Below are 19,981 nucleotides of genomic sequence, written 5' to 3' on the forward strand. Positions count from 1 at the left end.
ACGAATCCCAAGGTTTGTTGGGGTATACTCGCCGCCCTCGATAACTCCCCGCCCGCTCCGGAGCCCGCATGACCCAGGATCAACTCAAACAGGCAGTGGCCCAGGCCGCCGTCGATTTAATCCTTCCCAAACTCGACGACAAGAGCGTCGTCGGTGTCGGCACCGGCTCCACTGCCAACTGCTTTATCGATGCGCTGGCCCAGCACAAAGGCGCGTTCGATGGCGCCGTGGCCAGCTCCGAAGCGACCGCCGCACGCCTTAAAGGCCATGGCATTCCGGTGTACGAGCTCAACACCGTGAGCGACCTGGAGTTCTACATCGACGGCGCGGACGAAAGCGATGAACACCTGAACCTGATCAAGGGCGGCGGCGCAGCCCTGACCCGCGAGAAAATCGTCGCGGCCGTGGCCAAGACCTTCATTTGCATCGCCGACGCCAGCAAGCTGGTGCCGGTACTCGGTGCTTTCCCGCTGCCGGTGGAAGTCATCCCGATGGCCCGCAGCCACGTGGCCCGCGAGCTGGTGAAACTGGGCGGCGACCCGGTGTACCGCGAAGGCGTGCTGACCGATAACGGCAACATTATCCTCGATGTGTTCAACATGCAGATCACCCACCCGGTGGAGCTGGAGACGCAGATCAACGCCATCGTTGGCGTGGTCACCAACGGCCTGTTCGCCGCACGTCCGGCGGATGTGCTGCTGCTGGGCACCCCGGAAGGCGTAAAAACCCTCAAAGCCTAAAGACACCACAACTCCAATGTGGCAGTTCCAATGTGGGAGGGGCAAGCCCCCTCTCCCATTTGGTATGTGCTCCACGCTGGATTTATGTAACACAGCGTGCAGTGGATGTTCTGATCAGGGCTTTTTGAACACGTAGAACAGGTTCGGCTCACTGACCAGATACAGCGTGCCCTCGTCGTCCATGGCGATGCCTTCGGCCTGGGGCACACGCTTTTTCAGGCCGTGGCGCCCGTTGAGCAGCGACAGACTGCTCAGCGGGCGACCGTCGATGTCCAGCTCCAGCACCAGGAATGACTCATCCGACAGCGCCAGCAAATGGCCGCTGCGCTCATCGTATTGCAGGCTCGACAGGTCGCGCACAAACAGCCCGGCATCGCGCTTGGGGTTGTTGATCACGTGTACCGAGTAGGTTTTTTCCGCTTTGAAATGGGGAAAACCGTGGACTTCGTAAATCACCATCGGGTCGCGTTCCTTGGCGACAAACAGGCGCTTGCCCACCGAGTCATAGGCCAGGCCCTCAAAGCCCTTGTTGCTGCCAATGTGCACGCCCAGGGTCATCTGCTCCGCATCGGCCGCATCGAGAAACTGGGTGTCGTCATCCACATGCACCTTGATCAGCCGCTGCTGGCGCTCGTCGCTGATCACATAGATGTTGTCGCTGATGAACTCCACCGCCTCGGCATCGCCAAAACCCACCAGGGGAATCCGCCGCAGGATCTTGCCCTGCAGGGACAGCTCGACCAACTCGGCGTTTTTATTGGTGACGGTAAACAGGCTTTTGCGCACGGGGTCGTAGGTGAGGGCCGACACATCGTCGTCGAGCCCCTCGATCACCTGGCCCTCCAGGGACACGCGGTAATCGGCCAGGCCTATGCTGCGTTCATCGGCGGGCTGATGCCACACCCGCCAGTTGAACCAGGCACGTTCGAACAGACGAAACTGCTGCGCAACGACCCCGGCGGCAACCAGGGCAATCAGAATCAGGATGACTAAAGCGGGTTTGGGGCGGGCAAGTCGACGCATCGGGGCGGGCTCAGTGAATAAACTGGCGAATAGATATCAAGGTCGCCTGAATTTAAACTTAAACGCACCGGGATGCCTGTCGAATGCCGCTATTTGAGAAATGCCTGACGTAAACGTAAGTTATTTCTGTTTCTCAAAACGATAAAACAGATTCGGCTCACTGACGATATACAGCGTACCGCTCTCGTCCATGGTCACACCTTCGGCACGCGGGATGGTGTCCTTCAGGCCGTTGAAACCGCCCAGCAAGGTCATGAAGCTGACTTGCTCACCCTTCTCGTCCAGCTCCAGCAACAGGTGGGAGTCGGCCGACAGCACCAGCAGATGCCCGGTACGCGGGTCGACGGCCAGCGCCGACAGGTTGCGCATATCAAGCTCGGTGCTGGCCAGTTTTTGCTTGTCGCCTACCAGGGTCTGGCTGCCATCGCTTTTCCAGGTGAACAGCGCCGGTGGGCGCTCTTCGCCCAGCACCAGCTGCTGGTTGCGCTTGTCCCAGGTAATGGCTTCGAAGGCTTTGTTCTGGTCCTTGGACGGGCCGAGGTCATAACTGGGGAAATCGGCCTTGTTCAACGCCGTGGTGCCGGCGTCGATCTTGATCAGGGTCAGGCTGTGCTGGCGCTCATCGACCACGGCCATCAGGCCGTTTTCCATCACCGTTACGCCTTCCGGGTTGTTCCAGCCATTGAGCGGCATCTTGCGCAGCACATCGCCTTGCAGGCTCAGCTCCACCAGGAACGGGTTCTTGCCCATCACGGAAAACAGGGTTTTTGTCTGGGGGTTGTAAGACAGGTCCGAAGCCTCATCCTTCTCCATACCGGGCAGCAGCTTGGCGTCGATGACCACGCGATAGTCAGGCAGCCACACACTTTCCCGGCGTTCGGCCGGGCTTTCAAAACCCTCCAGCACCCACAGCACACCCCGATCGTCCCAGTGCATGGCCCAGGCGATGCCATACAGGATCGCACCGGCCAGGAACACCCAGGAATACCAGCGCATGGTCAGGCGCGAGCGAAGCGTAGGTTTGGAGGTGGGCAGAGGCACGGCCATGGGGCGCTTTTTTCCGGAAAGTCAGCGGTAGGGGATAGCACAGGATCGGGATTATCCGGGTGACGTGTGAAAAAAATGCAAAAACACCGGTTTTGGCAGATGTACACAATCAAATGTGGAAGGGGGCTTGCCCCCGATAGCGGAGTGTCAGCCACAGGTTTGCTGGCTGACACACTGCAATCGGGGGCAAGCCCCCTCCCACATTTTTACCGCATTTCGTCATGAAAAATCAGCGCACCACGCTTTCGAAGCGGTTCACGCCCGACAACTCCAGCACCAGCTTGTCACCGACATTCAGCGGTCCGACGCCCGCCGGTGTGCCGGTCAGGATCACGTCACCGGCCTGCAGCGAGAAGCAGCCGGCCATGTGCTGGATCATCGGCACAATCGGGTTGAGCATCTGCGCACTGTTGCCGTTCTGACGCACTTCGCCATTGATGGTCAGGCGAATGCCGATATCGGTCACGTCGGCGAACGTGCTGCTCACCACGAAAGGCGCGATCACCGCTGCGCCGTCGAACGACTTGGCGATCTCCCATGGCAGGCCCTTGGCCTTGAGCTCCGCCTGTTTGTCGCGCAGGGTCAGGTCCAGGGCCGGGGCGAAGCCGGAGATGGCGTCCAGCACTTCTTCGCGGCTTGGCTTGTTCGACAACGGCTTGCCGATCAGCACCGCGATCTCCGCTTCGTAATGCACTGAACCGCGCTCGGTTGGAATGGCGAAACCGCCTTCGAGCGGCACCACGCAACTGCCCGGCTTGATGAACAGCAGCGGCTCGGTGGGTACCGGGTTGTCCAGTTCCTTGGCGTGCTCGGCGTAGTTACGCCCGATGCACACCACTTTACCCATGGGGAAGTGGATGTTGGTGCCGTCGACGTACTTGTGCTGGTAGCTCATGAAACGACTCCTTCAGGGGCGGTTAAACAGCGAAGATCTTGCCAGGGTTCATGATCCCGTTGGGGTCGAACACGGCTTTCACTGCTTTCATGTATTCGATTTCAACCGGCGAACGGCTGTAGGTCAGGTAATCGCGCTTGGTCATGCCCACGCCGTGTTCGGCGGAGATCGAGCCGTTGTACTTGGCGACGGTCTCGAACACCCACTTGTTCACGGTGGCGCACTTGGCGAAGAACTCGTCCTTGCTCAGGTTTTCCGGCTTGAGGATGTTCAGGTGCAGGTTACCGTCGCCAATGTGACCGAACCAGACGATTTCGAAATCCGGGTAGTGTTCGCCGACGATTGCGTCAATTTCGCCGAGGAACGCCGGCACCTTGGAAACGGTGACCGAAATATCGTTCTTGTACGGCGTCCAGTGGGAAATCGTCTCGGAGATGTACTCGCGCAGTTTCCACAGGTTATGCAGCTGGGTTTCGCTCTGGCTCATCACGCCGTCCAGCACCCAGCCCTGCTCGACACAGTGCTCAAAGGTTTCCAGGGCGTGATTGGCGACTTCTTCGGTGGTGGCTTCGAATTCCAGCAGTGCGTAGAACGGGCATTCGGTTTCGAACGGCGCCGGCACATCGCCACGGCCGAGGACCTTGGCCAGGGCCTTGTCGGAAAAGAATTCGAACGCGGTCAGGTCGAGCTTGCCCTGGAAGGCGTGCAGCACCGGCATGATCGAGTCGAAGTCGGTGGTGCCAAGCACCATGGCCGTGAGGTTTTTCGGCGCACGGTCCAGGCGCATGGTGGCTTCCACCACAAAGCCCAGGGTGCCTTCGGCGCCGATGAACAGCTGGCGCATGTCGTAGCCGGTGGCGTTCTTGATCAGGTCGCGGTTCAGTTCCAGCACATCGCCCTTGCCGGTGACCACTTTCATCCCGGCCACCCAGTTGCGGGTCATGCCGTAGCGAATCACCTTGATCCCGCCGGCATTGGTGCCGATATTGCCGCCAATCTGGCTGGAACCGGACGATGCGAAATCCACCGGGTAGTACAGGCCGTGTTCTTCAGCGACGTTCTGCAACTGCTTGGTGACCACGCCCGGCTGGCACTTGGCGGTGCGGTCGGTGAGGTTCACGTCGAGGATCTGGTTCATGTAGTCGAACGACACCACCACCTCGCCATTGGCCGCAACAGCCGCCGCCGACAGGCCGGTGCGCCCACCGGACGGCACCAGCGCCACCTTGTGGGTATTGGCCCAACGGACGATGGCCTGCACCTGCTCGGTGGTCTTGGGGAACACGATGGCGCATGGCGCGGGCGCGAAGTGCTTGGTCCAATCCTTGCCGTAAGCCTCCAGGGAGTCGGCGTCGGTCAGCACTTTGCCGGGCTCAACCAGGGTCTTCAGCTCATCAATCAGGGCAGGATGGGTCATCGACAGAACTCTCGAACAATTCATGGTCATCCTGAGAACGCTTCACGTCGCAGGAATAGGTGTTTAGCGGGGCGCGTATGCTAGCATACCGCCCCCGCAGGACAGAGCCCAAGGGCGTTTCTGCGGTGACGGCTTTCCTGCCGTCCGGGTCAGCTTGCGCTGCTCGATTCCCTGCCATTTTTCTCCGGGATACAGGTTTACGCAGATGAGCAAGACTTCTCTCGATAAGAGCAAGATCAAGTTCCTTCTTCTGGAAGGCGTCCACCCATCGGCTGTCGACGTTCTGAAAGCCGCCGGGTACACCAGCATTGAGTACATCACCAGTTCTCTGCCGGAAGCCCAGCTCAAGGAAAAGATCGCCGACGCGCACTTTATCGGCATTCGCTCCCGCACTCAGCTGACCGAAGAGATTTTCGACCACGCCAAGAAACTCGTGGCCGTCGGCTGTTTCTGCATCGGCACCAACCAGGTCGACCTCAACGCGGCGCGCGAGCGCGGTATCGCGGTGTTCAACGCACCCTACTCCAACACCCGTTCCGTTGCGGAGTTGGTGCTGGCCGAGGCCATCCTGCTGCTGCGCGGTATCCCCGAGAAGAACGCTTCCTGCCACCGTGGCGGCTGGATCAAGAGCGCGGCCAATTCCTTCGAAATTCGCGGCAAGAAGCTGGGGATCGTCGGTTACGGTTCGATCGGCACACAGCTGTCGGTACTGGCTGAAGGCTTAGGGATGCAGGTGTTCTTCTACGACACCCTGACCAAGCTGCCGCTGGGCAACGCCACGCAAGTGTCGAGCCTGACCGAGCTGCTGGGCATGTCCGACATCGTCACCCTGCACGTTCCGGAAACCGCCGAGACCCAGTGGATGATCGGCGAGAAGGAAATCCGTGCGATCAAGAAAGGCGGGATCCTGATCAACGCCGCACGCGGCACGGTGGTCGAGCTGGACGCCCTGGCCGACGCGATCAAGGACAAGCACCTGATCGGCGCCGCCATCGACGTGTTCCCGGTGGAGCCACGCTCCAACGACGACATCTTCGAAAGCCCGCTGCGCGGCCTGGACAACGTGATCCTGACCCCGCACATCGGCGGCTCCACCGCTGAAGCCCAGGCCAACATCGGCCTGGAAGTCTCGGAAAAGCTGGTCAAGTACAGCGACAACGGTACCTCGGTATCGTCGGTCAACTTCCCGGAAGTGGCCCTGCCGGCTCACCCTGGCAAGCACCGTCTGCTGCACATCCACCAGAACATTCCGGGTGTGATGATGGAGATCAACAAGGTCTTCGCGGAAAACGGCATCAACATCTCCGGTCAGTTCCTGCAGACCAACGAGAAGGTCGGCTACGTGGTAATCGACGTCGACGCCGAGTACTCGGACCTGGCGCAAGAGAAGCTGCAGCACATCAACGGCACGATTCGTAGCCGCGTGTTGTTCTAACGCTTTAAACGCTGCACAAAAAAGGGAGACCCGGCGGGTCTCCCTTTTTTTCGCCTTTTGATCGTTCCCACGCTCTGCGTGGGAATGCCGCTCGGGACGCTCTGCGTCCTGCTCTCAGTGAATAACCAGGCACGTGCGAGATGGCGACGCGGAGCGTCACGGGATGCATTCCCACGCGGAGCGAGGGAACGATCAGTCTGCACAAAAAAATGGGAGACCCCGCCGGGGTCTCCCTTTTTTTCGCCTGGACAACGCTTACTTGACGTTAACCGTGATGACTTTCGAGGCAACCGTCGGGTTGAACTGCATGTGCAGCTTGTCGCCGGCCACCAGTTGCAAGGTGTGCTTGCCGGGGGTCAGGGTCAATTCGGTCTCGGTCTGGGCCTTGCCGTAATGGATCACGGTGTCGGTGGCCGGGATCGGCAGTTTTGCATCCGGCAGTTCTTTCTGGTCGATCAGAAGGTGGTGATGGCCGGTGCCGGGCGTCTGGTCGGTGGCCGGGGCCAGTTTCAGGCCTTCCATGCCGAATTTCACGGTAAAGGTTTTATCGACGGTGGCGCCGTCTTTCGGCGAAACGATAAACACCTTGGCACCTTCAGGTGGAGCGCTACGCGGGATACCGTCAGCGGCGATCGCCAACATCGAAGCACCCAGCAACAGGCTGGCCAGGGTTGCACGGGACAAAAGGGCTTTCATTCGCTTCTCCAGTTTTTCTGTGAAATCTGTAGGGTTATGACAACTTCGCGGCAAATTGCTGTCCAAGGCACTCAACACCATAGCAAAACGATGCTGAACAGCGCCTCGTACATCCGAATTCCTTAGGAGTGACCATGCGCTTCTCGCCTGGCCTGTTACTGTTGCTTCCCCTTCTGAGCCCCTGGGCTCACGCCGAGCTGATCGACGACGTCAACGATCGCGGTGAACTGCGCATCGCCCTCGAAGCCAATACCCCGCCCTTCAATTTCAAGGAAGGCGACAAACTCACCGGCTTTGAAGTGGAGCTGGGCGAGCAACTGGCCAAGGAAATGGACGTTCGCTCCTCGTTTATCACCACCGATGATGCCGACCTGCTGAACGGCGTGGCGACCGGCAAATACGACGTGGCAATCAACCATATCGCTATGACTGCCGAGCTGAAGGATCGTTTCGATTTCAGCGCCGCGTATAACGACAAACCTGAACTGGCGATTCCGTTTCAGAAGGGCAACCCTGCGTTCAAGAGCAGCCTGGACGGGGCGTTGAAACGGGTGAAGGACGATGGTCGGTTAAAGGCGCTGGAAGAGAAGTGGCTCGACGGGAATACGCGATAACCCATGTGAGAGGGGGCTTGCCCCCGATGGCGGTGTATCAGTATCAAATGTGCTGACTGACAGAATGCTATCGGGTGCAAGCCCCCTCCCACATTGTGTTCCAGGCAAGACTTGAGGGATGGATCGGAGCCTTTTGCCTGCTCAGAACGGCTCGTTGCCGCGCCTACGAAACCAGCCGGTCAGGGACAGGCGTTCGCGCGTGGCGGGCAGGACTTCGTGGGGCACCTCGCCCGACAGGAACACCACCAGGCTGCCGCCGGCGGGCACCACGTCATGTTCGATGCCGCCCTTGAGGTACATGCGCAACTGACCGCCGTGCTCGGGCAGCCAGGCGTCATTCAAATAGATCACCGCCGAGACCATGCGCCGGTCATCGTCGCGAAAACGGTCCAGGTGCTTGAGGTAGAACGCCCCGGGCGGGTACATCGCGAAGTGGCTTTCGAAGTCTTCCAGGCCGAGGAACAGGCCACGGTTCATCGCCAGGCGCAGGCTGTCCATCACGGCCATGTAGGTATCGCAGACGGCGGCGTCGCCCTCTTCCAGCCATTGGATATGATCGCCGCGAATCCCCTCGCGAATTTCCTGGGCCGGCCCGCGCCCCACGGCCGCCGGGGCCAGTTCACCTTCGGCCGCACGTTTACGGCACTCGGCCGCCAGCTCCAGGGTCAGAGCCTGGGGCAGGAAGGCGTTCTGCTGCGACCAGCCTTTTTCGGCCAGGTCGTCGACAATGCGTTGCAGCAGCGGGTGATCGAGGGGTGTTTGCATGGCGCGCATAGTATCCATACGCCTGTGAATCCGACAGCGCCGTCGAGCGCCCGAATACACTTTAGTCAGGTGACTGATAGGACTTCTCGACAAATCCTACGCCCGACACGGACAATAGTGGCCGACTGACAGGAGTCCTTATGCGTCGTTTGTTTTTTTCCTTGCTGATGTTCTGCGTTTTACCCGCCTGGGCAGACGGCCATGACCAGTTGTACAAAGTCGCCGGCTGGGCCGAACAACGCGCGCACTTCAACGACGCCCTCACTGCCGCACAGCAGCGCTACCGCAACAGCCTGCCGCCGGCGGTGTACCAGGCGCTGGTGGACAACAGCAGCAAACGTTTCGCGGCCCAGGCCATGGACCAGCGTGCCGAAGCGCAATTGCGCAAGCACCTGGCGGACCCGAAACCGGCCCTCGCGTTTTTCCAATCGCCCCTGGGCCGCAAGATTGTCGCCGCCGAGCTGCTCGCCACGCGTCGCGACCAATTGGCGAAAAACGCTCAGGGCCTGCCGAAAATCCAGGCCGACGCCACCCGCAGTCTGATCATCGGCCACTTGGCCCAGGCCCTGCCCGCGCGTGAAGCCGGCGCCGAAGTCAGCCTGGCGATTGCCGGCGTGGCGGCGGACAGCCTGAGCCAGATGATCCCCGGCCTGCTGGGCGGCGGTCAGGCCCAGGGCATGTTGAATGGGCAGCGGGAGCGCTTGATGCAGCAGATCGACAAGGATCTGAATAACACGCTGCTGTACGTCTATCGGGACTTGTCCGACCCGGAGCTGGAAGAGTTCGCGACGTTTGCCGAATCGCCGGAGGGGAAGGCGTATTACCAGGCGGCGCTGGCGGCCATCCGTGCGGGACTGGCTGTCGGCCAGAGCACCTCAAGCCTGGCGCAGTAATAAAATGTGGGAGGGGGCTTGCTCCCGATGGCAGTGGATCAGCTACACATAAGTTGACTGACGCACCGCCATCGGGGGCAAGCCCCCTCCCACATTTGGATTGTGTCAGGTCAGGTGGTTCGTCAAGTATCGGAAATACTCCTCGCGAATCTCGGGGATCTCATTGGCCAAATGATGCCGGCCGCGCTTGAGCATCAACACCTCGGGCCGATCGAATTTACTGCGCAGCACCTGCAAGTTGTGCTGCCAATCCACCGTCATATCCTCCTCGCCCTGCACGATCACTGGCCGCCGAACGCTGCGGGGTGCGGCTTCGATGCGTTTGATCCAGCACGCCAGCGCGCCCACCCAGGCGGTGGGCAGTTGGCGCGGCTGCAACGGGTCGGCTTCGAGAAAAGGCCTGAATGCCGGGTCGTTGGAGTTATCGCTGAAACGTCGCGCGATGCCTTTGACGAACGGGCGCAGCAGGTAATAGCTGAGCTGCGACCAACCCCAGGCTCGCGGACGTACCAGGGGCGAGAGTAGAAACGTCTTGCCCTGGGCCGGGCTTTCGTCGCCGTGGTTGAGCAGGTGGTCAATCACGATTGCGCCACCGGTGCTTTGCCCGAACAGGTGCCAGGGTTGCGGCAGTTGCAACGCCGCGGCTTCGGCGAACAAGGCCTGCACCACGTGCTGGTACACCGCAAAATCATCGATGCTGGCCCGTATGCCGCTGGACAAGCCATGGCCTGGCAGGTCGCAGGCGATCACCACAAAGCCCTGCTCCAGCGCCCAGTCCACGGCATGGCGATACAGCCCCATGTGGTCGTAGAAGCCGTGGAACATGAACATCGTTGCCACCGGCGCCGAAGGCCACCACACCTGCGCAACCACCTCGAACCCGGCCACCTCCATACGCCCCAGGCGGCTCACGGCCTTGCGGGCCGGCAGGTCCAACCCGTAGAACCGCTGGTACACCCGCGCCTCGGCTGACAGCGGCTGCGCATGCATCAGGGGCTGCAAGCTTTCGCGCAGATGATCAGGGTCAAAGGTGACGGGCATAAAGGCTTCCAGACTGACGGTGAAGATGAATATCGAGCTGCGATATTCATCTGTCAGGACAAGCATGGCAAGCTACGCGACCCGCGAGGATACCTCTGAATGCGACAGCCCTACCGCACTGCCTTGTTCACCAGCCTGGTGCTGATTATCTGCGCCGGCGTGCTGTGGGCCGCGTATGACTGGTTCCAGGGCCGTTACCTGCGCGCCTTCAGCGAGCATACGGCGGTGTTTTCCGGGGATGCGCTGCAACTGCCCGCCGCACTCAGCGGCCCTGGCCCGATTCGCCTGGTGCACTTCTGGGACCCGGCCTGCCCGTGCAATGTCGGTAACCAGCAACACCTGGGTGAGCTGATCGAGCACTACGCGCCGCAAGGCGTCGAGTTCTATGCCCTGCAAAAAGCCGGCAGCCACGGCGCCCTGCCGGACAATCTGCGCCGGATGAAAACCCTCGAGGCCCTGCCCGGCGCCGACCAGGTACCGGCCAGCCCGGCCGTGGGCATTTGGGACCGTACGGGCAAGCTCGCGTATTTCGGCCCGTACAGTGAAGGGTTGACCTGCAATGCCGGCAACAGCTTTATCGAGCCGATCCTCAAGGCCCTGCAAGCCGGGCGCGAAATCAACGCCACGCACACCCTGGCGGTGGGCTGCTATTGTTCGTGGCCTGAGCAACCGTAGTCTGTCCATTCTGGGTAAGGAAAGTCGATGAAGCGTGTCTTGCTGGCTCTCGTGGTGCTGGTTGTGCTGGTTGCCCTTGGCGCCGGCGGGTATGTCTACAGCAAGCAACCCGGCCGCCAGGGCACGGTCACGCTGGCGCACCTGCAAGGCTCGGTCACCGTGCGCTACGACGACCGTGGCGTGCCGCATATCCGTGCCGAGAACGAAGCCGACCTGTACCGCGCGCTGGGCTATGTGCATGCCCAGGACCGGTTGTTCCAGATGGAAATCATGCGCCGCCTGGCCCGTGGCGAACTGGCCGAAGTGCTGGGTCCCAAGCTGCTGGAGACCGACAAGCTGTTTCGCAGCCTGCGCATTCGCGAGCGTGCCCTGAGCTACGTCGAGCACATGAACCCTGACTCGGACGCCTGGAAGGCCCTGCAAGCCTATCTGGACGGGATCAATCAATACCAGGCCAGCCACGCCAGCCCGATGGAGTTCGACGTACTGGGCATTCCCAAGCGGTCCTTCACCGCCGAGGACTCCATCAGTGTCGCCGGGTATATGGCCTACAGCTTCGCCGCAGCCTTTCGTACCGAACCGGTGCTGACTTACGTGCGCGACCAGTTGGGCAGCGACTACCTCAAGGTGTTCGACCTGGACTGGCAACCCAAAGGCGCACTCAACCTGGCGGCGGCCGATTGGAACACCCTCGGCGCCCTCGCCCGCCTGAGCGAGCAGGCCCTGGCCGACAACGGCTTGCCGCAACTGGAAGGCAGCAACGCCTGGGCCATCAGCGGCAACCGTACCAAAAGCGGCAAACCGTTACTGGCCGGCGATCCGCATATTCGCTTTTCGGTGCCGTCGGTGTGGTACGAGGCGCAGTTGTCGGCGCCCGGCTTTGAGTTGTACGGCTATCACAACGCGCTGGTGCCGGTGGCATTCCTGGGCCACAACCTGGATTTCGGCTGGAGCCTGACCATGTTCCAGAACGACGACCTCGACCTGATCGCCGAGAAGGTCAACCCGGCCAACCCCAACCAGGTCTGGTACCACGGCCAGTGGGTGGACATGAGCAGCAGCGAACAGCAAATCCAGGTCAAGGGCCAGGCCCCGGTCACGCTCGTCCTGCGCCGCTCGCCCCACGGCCCGATCGTCAATGACGTGCTCGGTGAACAGGCCGGCGCCACGCCGATTGCCATGTGGTGGGCGTTCCTCGACACCGAGAACCCGATCCTCGAAGGCTTCTACCAGCTCAACCGCGCCGACACCCTGGCCAAGGCACGCGCAGCGGCGGCCAAGGTATCGGCGCCGGGCCTGAATATCGTGTGGGCCAATGCCAAAGGCGATATCGGCTGGTGGGCGGCGGCGCAGTTGCCGATACGCCCGGCCGGCGTCAACCCGGGGTTCATCCTCGACGGCAGTACCGCCCAGGCCGATAAATTGGGCTTCTACCCGTTCAGCGCCAACCCCCAGGAGGAAAACCCGGCGCGCGGCTATGTGGTCTCCGCCAATGCCCAGCCGGCATCGCCCAGCGGCATGGAAATCCCCGGCTATTACAACCTCGCCGACCGTGGCCAGCAGTTGACTGCGCAGTTGAGCGACAACCGCGTGAAATGGGATGTGAACAATAGCCAGGCCCTGCAACTGGGCACCACCACCGCCTTTGGCCCGCGACTGCTGGCGCCGCTGTTGCCGGTGTTGCGCGAGGTGGTCACAGACCCGGCGCAGTTGAAGCTGGTGGAACAACTGGCAAGCTGGACAGGCGACTACCCACTGGAGTCCACCAGTGCCACCCTGTTCAACCAGTTGCTGTTCAACCTGGCCGATGCGACCTTCCACCCGAAACTGGGCGACGCCCTGTTCAAGACGCTGCTCGGCACCCGCGTGATCGACGCCGCCCTACCCCGCCTGGCCGCCACCGCGGATTCGCCCTGGTGGAATGGCACGCGGGCCGACACCGTCAAGCGAGCCTGGGACAACAGCCTGGCGCATCTGAAAGCCACCTTCGGCGATGACCCGTCCCAGTGGCAGTGGGGCAAAGCGCACACCCTGACCCATGGCCACCCACTGGGCATGCAAAAGCCATTGGACAAACTCTTCAACGTCGGCCCCTTCGCGGCACCGGGCAGCCACGAAGTGCCGAACAACCAGACCGCCATGATCGGCCCGGCACCCTGGCCGGTGACCTACGGCCCTTCGACCCGCCGCCTGATCGATTTCGCCGACGCGGCCCATGCCCTGACCATCAACCCGGTGGGACAAAGCGGCGTGCCGTTTGATGCACACTACAGCGACCAGGCACAAACCTATATCGAAGGCGGGTACGAGCAGGCGCATTTCAGTGAAGAAGAAATCACGGCGAATACCCGCGGCACTTTGAAACTGTTGCCTGCCAGATAACCGAGTATCACTGGGTCAAAATATGGGAGGGGGTGAGGTGGTCACCTTAACCAGCCTGAAATGCAATCAAATGTGGGAGGGGGCTTGCCCCCGATAGCAGTGGATCAGTCAGCTAATCTTTGCCTGACACTCCGCCATCGGGGGCAAGCCCCCTCCCACATGTACGGCAAAGTTGAGCCTGAACTGCTGCGGCGTCACGCCCAGCCGACGGTTGAACACACTGCGCATGTGCTGGGCATCGCGAAACCCGCATTGATAGGCCACGGTCTTCAGCGGCGCATGAGTGCTTTCAAGCATCACCCGCGCCGCGTCCACGCGTGCCCTCTCGACAAATTCCGCCGGCGTGATCCGCGCTTCACGGGCGAACACCCGGGAGAAATTGCGCGCGCTCATATTGGCCGCCCCGGCCAGGTCGGCAATGCTCAAATCCCCGGTCAGGTTCGCCAGCACGTACAACTGCACCAGCGCCACCGCCGAGGTGGCTTCGGCATGGGGCGTGAGGAACGGACTGAACTGCGACTGGCCGCCCGAATGCTGGGTAAACACGACCAGGCGCTTGGCCACGCTCAATGCGACTTCCGGGCCGTGGTCCTGGGCCAGCAGGTACAGCGACAGGTCGATCCCCGCCGTGACCCCGGCCGAGGTGTAGAGGTTGCCGTCCTGCACATACAAACGATCGGCCTCGACCTGTGCCGAGGGGCACAACCGGGCCAGGTCGGCGGCGTCACCCCAATGGGTGGTGACGGTTTTACCGTCCAGCAGGCCGGCGCGGGCCAGCATGAAGGCGCCGTTGCAGATCGAGCCGAAGCGCTGTGCCCTGGCAGCGGCGCCGCGCAGCCAGTCATCAAAGCGGGGGCCGAAATCTTCAAAGGGCAACTGCGGACCACCGGCGACCAGCAGCAGGTCGTAGGCTTGCAGGGCTTCGCTGTAGTGCTTGTGCGCCTGCAAGGACAAACCGTTCGAGCACGCCATAGTGCCGTGGCCGAGGCCAATGACCTCCAGGCGGTAATGCGCTTCGGGCGCCAGGAAGCGGTTGGCCTCGCAGAACACATCCATCGGCCCGGTCACATCCAGCGACTGGACACCGGGGAAGATCAGGATGGCGACGGTTTTGCTCATGGTCAGACACGCCTTTTTTCTAACTGGATAAACACAAATCCCCTGTGGGAGGGGGCTTGCTCCCGATTGCAGAATATCAGTCACTGCATCTGGTACTGACCCACCGCTATCGGGAGCAAGCCCCCTCCCACATTTGGATCTTCGCAGGCACAACCCTAGCTGATTTGAGCATGGCACGATGTATAGCCAAATTGGCCGGGATCACTCCCTCGCCGCAATAGCCCTTGCGCGGGTGCACGACCAGACTGGAGCTTTCCAGAGGAGAGCCACCATGAGCACCACCATCGCCGGTATCAAAATCCCCGACAGCGCCCTGGCCAGGGCCACCACCGAATACATTCGCGACATTGAGTCAGACCTGCTCTACCACCACTCGCGCCGGGTGTTCCTGTTCGGCGCTTTGAGCGGTGAGCGCAAGCAACTGGCCTACAACCCGGAGTTGCTGTACGTCGGCGCGATGTTCCACGACCTCGGCCTGGTGGAGGGCCACCGCAGCGACCATGAACGTTTCGAAGTGGACGGCGCCAACGCGGCCGCCGCCTTTCTCAAGCCGTATGGGCTGAGCGACGACGATATCGAACAGGTGTGGCTGTCCATCGCCCTGCACACCACGCCGGGCGTACCGCAGCATTTGCGCCCTACCGTGGCGCTGGTGACTGCCGGGGTGGAGATGGACGTGCTGGGCATGGACTACGCCGCATTTTCCACGCTGCAGCGCGAAGCGGTGGTGCATGCGCATCCACGCGGTGAGGGGTTCAAGGAATGCATCATCTGCGCGTTCGCCGACGGCCTGCGCCATCGTCCGCAGACCACGTTTGGCAACGTGAAGACCGATGTGCTGATGGATCAGGAGCCGGGGTTCAAGCCGATGAACTTTGTCGAGGTGATTCGCCAGTCGCCGTGGTCAGCTTAACCAGCCTGAAATGCAATCAAATGTGGGAGGGGGCTTGCCCCCGATAGCGGTGAATCAGTCAGCTAATCTTTGCCTGACACTCCGCCATCGGGGGCAAGCCCCCTCCCACATTGTCCCCCATCAGCTTTAGACCGGTGCCGGGGCGCGGCGCTTGTCCGGCTGCTGCCAGCCATCCGCTGCGGCTTCTTCGATGGCTTGCTGGATGGCTTTCTTGCGGTGTTCTTCGGCACGGCGGCTGAAGAACCACACCAGGAAGGTCACCAGCGACACCGCCAACAGGATCAGGCTCGCCACCGCGTTGATCTCGGGCTTGACCCCAAGGCGCACCGCCGAGAACACCTCCATCGGCAAGGTGGTCGAACCCGGGCCCGACACGAAGCTGGCCAGTACCAGGTCGTCCAGGGACAGTGCGAACGACATCATGCCGCCCGCCGCCAGCGATGGCGCGATCATCGGGATGGTGATCAGGAAGAACACCTTCCATGGACGTGCGCCCAGGTCCATTGCCGCTTCTTCGATCGACAGGTCCAGCTCACGCAGGCGCGCCGACACCACCACCGCCACATACGCCGCGCAGAATGTCGTGTGGGCGATCCAGATAGTGACGATGCCACGCTCCTGAGGCCAACCGATCATCTGCGCCATGGCCACGAACAGCAGCAACAGCGACAGGCCGGTAATCACCTCCGGCATCACCAGCGGCGCCGTGACCAGGCCGCCGAACAGCGTGCGGCCCTTGAACTGGCTGATGCGCGTCAGCACGAACGCCGCCAGCGTGCCCAGCGCAACGGCCGCCACCGCCGTGTAGCAGGCAATTTCCAGGGAACGCGCCACCGAGCCCATCAACTGGGTGTTGTCCAGCAGGCCCACGTACCACTTGATCGACCAGCCGCCCCACACCGTCACCAGCTTGGACTCGTTGAACGAGTAGATCACCAGGATCAGCATCGGCAGGTAAATGAACAGCAACCCCACGACCAGCATGAAGCTGGAGAAACGAAAGCGCTTCATATCTTGCCCTCCAGCTCTTTGGCCTGGCTGCGGTTGAACAGGATGATCGGCACGATCAGGATCGCCAGCATCACCACCGCCAGGGCGGACGCCACCGGCCAGTCACGGTTGTTGAAGAATTCCTGCCACAGCACTTTACCGATCATCAGGGTTTCCGGGCCGCCGAGCAGTTCAGGAATCACGAACTCGCCCACCACCGGGATAAACACCAGCATGCACCCGGCGATGATGCCGTTCTTGGACAGCGGCACGGTGATTTTCCAGAAGCTGTTGAAGGTGCTTGAGCCCAGGTCCGACGCCGCTTCCAGCAGGCTCTGGTCGTGTTTGACCAGGTTGGCGTACAGCGGCAGGATCATGAACGGCAGGTACGAATAGACCACGCCGATATACACCGCGATGTTGGTGTTGAGGATCTGCAGCGGTTCGTTGATCAGCCCCATGGACATCAGGAAGCCGTTGAGCAAGCCGTTGTTGCTGAGGATGCCCATCCACGCATAGACGCGGATCAGGATCGCAGTCCAGGTCGGCATCATGATCAGCAACACCAGCACGGTTTGCATTTCCTTGCGTGCGGTGGCGATGGCGTAGGCCATCGGGTAGCCGATCAGCAGGCACAGCAGCGTGCTGAAAAAGGCCATCTTCAGCGAGCCCAGGTACGCGGCGATGTAGAGCTCGTCTCCCGCCAGCAAGCTGTAGTTGGCCAGGTTCAGCACCACTTGCAGCTTCTGCTCAACGTAGGTGTAGATCTCGGTGTAGGGCGGGATCGCCACATCGGCTTCGGCAAAGCTGATTTTCAACACGATGAAGAACGGCAGTGCGAAAAACAGGAACAGCCAGAGGAAGGGAATCCCGATGACCACCTGCTTGCCATTGGGGATTATGCGATCCAAGCGCCGCTTGAATTTCTTCATGTTCATGAGCGCAGTACCACGCCGCTGTCGTCTTCCCACCATACGTACACCTGGTCACCCCAGGTCGGCCGCTGGCCACGGCGCTCGGCGTTGGCGACGAAGGACTGCACCAGCTTGCCGCTCGGCAGTTCCACGTAGAACACCGAGTGGCCGCCCAGGTAGGCGATGTCGTGCACCTTGCCGCTGGACCAGTTGTGCTCGCAGGTCGGCATTTGGGTGGTGACCAGCAGTTTTTCCGGGCGAATCGCGTAGGTCACCGACTTGTCTTCCACCGCGGTGGCGATGCCATAGCCCACGTAAATGTCGCGGTCCAGGTCCGGGCACTTGAGTACCGCGTGGCCCTCGGCGTCATCCACCACCTGGGTGTCGAAGATATTGACGTTGCCGATGAACTCGCACACCAGACGGCTGGTAGGCGTCTCGTAGATGTCGATCGGGCTGCCGATCTGAGCGATCCAGCCCAGGTGCATGATCGCGATACGCTCGGCCATGGTCATGGCCTCTTCCTGGTCGTGGGTCACCATCACGCAGGTCACGCCGACGCGTTCGATGATCTCCACCAGCTCCAGTTGCATCTGCGAACGCAGCTTCTTGTCCAGCGCCCCCATCGGCTCATCGAGCAGCAGCAGTTTCGGACGCTTGGCCAGGGAGCGGGCCAATGCCACACGCTGGCGCTGGCCACCGGACAGCTGGTGCGGCTTGCGCTTGGCGTACTGGCTCATCTGCACCAGCTTGAGCATCTCGGCCACGCGGGCATCCACTTCGGCCTTGGGGATCTTGTCCTGTTGCAGGCCGAAGGCGATGTTCTGCGCCACGGTCATGTGCGGAAACAAGGCGTAGGACTGGAACATCATGTTGATCGGCCGCTCATAGGGCGGCATGTCGGTGATGTCCACACCATCGAGGTAGATCCGACCTTCAGTCGGGCGTTCGAAGCCTGCCAGCATGCGCAGCAGGGTGGACTTGCCCGAACCCGAGCCGCCGAGCAAGGCGAAGATCTCGCCTTTCTTGATTTCCAGGGACACATCGTCCACGGCAATCGTCTCGTCGAACTTCTTCGTGACCCGGTCGATTTTGACCAGCACCTTCTTCGGTGTCTGGTCGCCCTCGAGGGCTTTCTTATAGGCGCCGGAGGCAACTGCCATTTACGAAACTCCCAACAAATTTGCAGTTCGCCCCAGGTGAGCGAACTTGGATAGTTTGAGCCTTACTTGCCCGTCTTGACCTTGGTCCAGCTACGGGTCATTAAACGCTGCACGGTCGGGGGCAGCTCGCCGTTGACGAATGTCCGATCGAGTACCGCCTGCGGTGGGTAAACCGCTGCGTCGGTGCGTATCGATTGCTCCATCAGTGAGTCCGACCCTGGGTTGGGGTTGGCGTAACCGACGTAATCACTGACCTGGGCGATCACCTCAGGTTGCAGCAAATAGTTGATGAACGCGTGGGCTTCCTTGACGTTGGTGGCGTCCTTGGGGATCGCCAGCACGTCAAACCACAGGTTGCCGCCTTCCTTGGGAATCGCGTAGGCGATGTTCACGCCTTTGCCCGCCTCGGCGGCACGTGCCCTGGCCTGGAACACATCGCCGGAAAACCCGGCGGCCACGCAGATATTGCCGTTGGCCAGGTCCGAGATGTATTTGGAGGAATGGAAGTAGGTCACGTAGGGGCGGACTTTGAGCAACTTCTCCTCGGCCTTCTTGTAGTCGGCCGGGTTGGTGCTGTTCGGGTCCAAGCCCATGTAGTTGAGGACTGCGGGCAGCATTTCATCCGCCGAATCCATGAATGAAACACCGCAGCTGGCGAGCTTCTTCATGTTTTCCGGCTCGAACAGCACGGCCCAGGAGTCGATTTTGTCGACGCCCAGCACCTCCTTCACCTTATCGACGTTGTAACCGATGCCATTGGTGCCCCACAGGTACGGCACGGCGTACGCATTGCCCGGATCGTTTTTCTCAAGGCGCTTGAGCAACGCCGGGTCGAGGTTGGCGTAGTGGTTCAGCAATGACTTGTCGAGCTTCTGGAACGCCCCGGCCTTGATCTGCTTGCCCAGGAAGTGGTTGGACGGCACCACCACGTCGTAGCCGGTACGCCCGGCGAGCAGCTTGCCTTCCAGGGTTTCGTTGGAATCGAACACGTCATACACGGGCTTGATGCCGGTGGCCTTTTCGAAATTGGCCAGGGTGTCGGGGCCGATGTAGTCCGACCAGTTATAAACATGCACAGTCGGTGCGGCCTGCACGCTGACAGCCAGCGTGATACCTGCACCCACCAGCAAGGCTTTGCGAAATAAAGAAATTGGCAAGTGGAGGTCCTCTTAAATAGTTGGGCCCAAGTTGTTGCCCGGCAACAAACCGGCGCGCAACTTACCCTCGATAAACCGATCCGGCAAAAACTTTCTGTCATT

At 61.2% G+C, this 19,981-nt stretch carries 19 protein-coding genes; 7 read left to right on the forward strand and 12 right to left on the reverse strand.

Going from position 1 to position 19,981, the window contains the following annotated elements:
* The first annotated feature begins 68 nt into the window (after positions 1-68).
* Positions 69-740 carry a ribose-5-phosphate isomerase RpiA gene (gene rpiA / locus BFP93_RS16280; RefSeq protein WP_065893872.1) on the forward strand — a complete coding sequence of 224 codons (672 nt, stop codon included), beginning with the start codon at positions 69-71 and terminating at the stop codon, positions 738-740.
* 114 nt (positions 741-854) lie between these two features.
* Here the strand turns inward: rpiA and BFP93_RS16285 are convergent, their stop codons facing one another.
* The 4 genes from BFP93_RS16285 to BFP93_RS16300 form a co-directional block, all read right to left on the reverse strand.
* Positions 855-1,763, reverse strand: coding sequence for an SdiA-regulated domain-containing protein (locus BFP93_RS16285; RefSeq protein ID WP_065887062.1), 909 nt, complete (start codon positions 1,761-1,763; stop codon positions 855-857).
* A 120-nt stretch (positions 1,764-1,883) separates the two neighbouring features.
* Positions 1,884-2,810, reverse strand: coding sequence for an SdiA-regulated domain-containing protein (locus BFP93_RS16290; RefSeq protein ID WP_065893873.1), 927 nt, complete (start codon positions 2,808-2,810; stop codon positions 1,884-1,886).
* Positions 2,811-3,039: 229 nt separating this feature from the next.
* Entirely contained in the window at positions 3,040-3,705 is a 666-nt protein-coding gene (locus BFP93_RS16295) for a fumarylacetoacetate hydrolase family protein (RefSeq protein WP_065887060.1), read from the reverse strand.
* Between the two features lie 22 nt (positions 3,706-3,727).
* Positions 3,728-5,122 (reverse strand): FAD-binding oxidoreductase, encoded by a 1,395-nt coding sequence (locus BFP93_RS16300; protein WP_065893874.1) that lies wholly within the window; start codon positions 5,120-5,122, stop codon positions 3,728-3,730.
* Positions 5,123-5,327: 205 nt separating this feature from the next.
* Here BFP93_RS16300 and serA point away from each other — a divergent pair, with 205 nt between their 5' ends.
* Positions 5,328-6,557 carry a phosphoglycerate dehydrogenase gene (gene serA, locus BFP93_RS16305; protein ID WP_003176761.1) on the forward strand — a complete coding sequence of 410 codons (1,230 nt, stop codon included), beginning with the start codon at positions 5,328-5,330 and terminating at the stop codon, positions 6,555-6,557.
* A gap of 255 nt (positions 6,558-6,812) precedes the next feature.
* Here the strand turns inward: serA and BFP93_RS16310 are convergent, their stop codons facing one another.
* Positions 6,813-7,253: a DUF4399 domain-containing protein gene (locus BFP93_RS16310; protein WP_065893875.1), complete on the reverse strand. Its 441-nt coding sequence runs from the start codon at positions 7,251-7,253 to the stop codon at positions 6,813-6,815.
* A 134-nt stretch (positions 7,254-7,387) separates the two neighbouring features.
* Here BFP93_RS16310 and BFP93_RS16315 point away from each other — a divergent pair, with 134 nt between their 5' ends.
* The gene (locus BFP93_RS16315; RefSeq protein ID WP_065887057.1) at positions 7,388-7,867 is read left to right on the forward strand and encodes a transporter substrate-binding domain-containing protein; all 480 of its coding nucleotides are present in this window, start codon (positions 7,388-7,390) and stop codon (positions 7,865-7,867) included.
* Positions 7,868-8,008: 141 nt separating this feature from the next.
* On the opposite strand, the gene BFP93_RS16320 is transcribed toward BFP93_RS16315, so the two are convergent.
* Positions 8,009-8,641 (reverse strand): 2OG-Fe(II) oxygenase, encoded by a 633-nt coding sequence (locus BFP93_RS16320; protein ID WP_065893876.1) that lies wholly within the window; start codon positions 8,639-8,641, stop codon positions 8,009-8,011.
* 131 nt (positions 8,642-8,772) lie between these two features.
* On the opposite strand from BFP93_RS16320, the gene BFP93_RS16325 reads away from it, so the two are divergent.
* Positions 8,773-9,525 (forward strand): DUF2059 domain-containing protein, encoded by a 753-nt coding sequence (locus tag BFP93_RS16325; RefSeq protein WP_065893877.1) that lies wholly within the window; start codon positions 8,773-8,775, stop codon positions 9,523-9,525.
* Positions 9,526-9,630: 105 nt separating this feature from the next.
* Here BFP93_RS16325 and BFP93_RS16330 read toward each other — a convergent pair whose 3' ends face one another.
* Entirely contained in the window at positions 9,631-10,566 is a 936-nt protein-coding gene (locus BFP93_RS16330; protein WP_065893989.1) for an alpha/beta hydrolase, read from the reverse strand.
* A gap of 99 nt (positions 10,567-10,665) precedes the next feature.
* Between BFP93_RS16330 and BFP93_RS16335 the strand changes: the two genes are divergently transcribed.
* Positions 10,666-11,241, forward strand: coding sequence for a DUF6436 domain-containing protein (locus BFP93_RS16335; RefSeq protein WP_065893878.1), 576 nt, complete (start codon positions 10,666-10,668; stop codon positions 11,239-11,241).
* A 27-nt stretch (positions 11,242-11,268) separates the two neighbouring features.
* Entirely contained in the window at positions 11,269-13,623 is a 2,355-nt protein-coding gene (locus tag BFP93_RS16340) for a penicillin acylase family protein (RefSeq protein ID WP_065893879.1), read from the forward strand.
* Positions 13,624-13,731: 108 nt separating this feature from the next.
* Here the strand turns inward: BFP93_RS16340 and BFP93_RS16345 are convergent, their stop codons facing one another.
* A complete protein-coding gene (locus tag BFP93_RS16345; protein WP_065893880.1) occupies positions 13,732-14,742 on the reverse strand; it encodes a GlxA family transcriptional regulator in 1,011 nt (336 codons plus the stop codon).
* Positions 14,743-15,013: 271 nt separating this feature from the next.
* Between BFP93_RS16345 and BFP93_RS16350 the strand changes: the two genes are divergently transcribed.
* Positions 15,014-15,655 (forward strand): HD domain-containing protein, encoded by a 642-nt coding sequence (locus tag BFP93_RS16350; protein ID WP_065893881.1) that lies wholly within the window; start codon positions 15,014-15,016, stop codon positions 15,653-15,655.
* 126 nt (positions 15,656-15,781) lie between these two features.
* Here the strand turns inward: BFP93_RS16350 and BFP93_RS16355 are convergent, their stop codons facing one another.
* The 4 genes from BFP93_RS16355 to BFP93_RS16370 all read right to left on the reverse strand — a co-directional run bounded on the left by BFP93_RS16355 (position 15,782) and on the right by BFP93_RS16370 (position 19,879).
* Positions 15,782-16,666 carry an ABC transporter permease subunit gene (locus BFP93_RS16355; protein ID WP_057723417.1) on the reverse strand — a complete coding sequence of 295 codons (885 nt, stop codon included), beginning with the start codon at positions 16,664-16,666 and terminating at the stop codon, positions 15,782-15,784.
* The gene (locus tag BFP93_RS16360; RefSeq protein WP_065887049.1) at positions 16,663-17,583 is read right to left on the reverse strand and encodes an ABC transporter permease subunit; all 921 of its coding nucleotides are present in this window, start codon (positions 17,581-17,583) and stop codon (positions 16,663-16,665) included. The genes BFP93_RS16355 and BFP93_RS16360 overlap by 4 nt, the downstream gene beginning before the upstream one ends.
* Positions 17,580-18,722, reverse strand: a complete 1,143-nt coding sequence (locus tag BFP93_RS16365; protein WP_065893882.1) for an ABC transporter ATP-binding protein — start codon at positions 18,720-18,722, stop codon at positions 17,580-17,582. The genes BFP93_RS16360 and BFP93_RS16365 overlap by 4 nt, the downstream gene beginning before the upstream one ends.
* 62 nt (positions 18,723-18,784) lie before the next feature.
* Positions 18,785-19,879, reverse strand: coding sequence for a polyamine ABC transporter substrate-binding protein (locus BFP93_RS16370; RefSeq protein ID WP_065893883.1), 1,095 nt, complete (start codon positions 19,877-19,879; stop codon positions 18,785-18,787).
* Between the last annotated feature and the right edge of the window lie 102 nt (positions 19,880-19,981).

It is taken from the genome of Pseudomonas sp. 44 R 15 (assembly GCF_900004965.1).
GTDB classification, from domain to species: Bacteria; Pseudomonadota; Gammaproteobacteria; order Pseudomonadales; family Pseudomonadaceae; genus Aquipseudomonas; species Aquipseudomonas orientalis_A.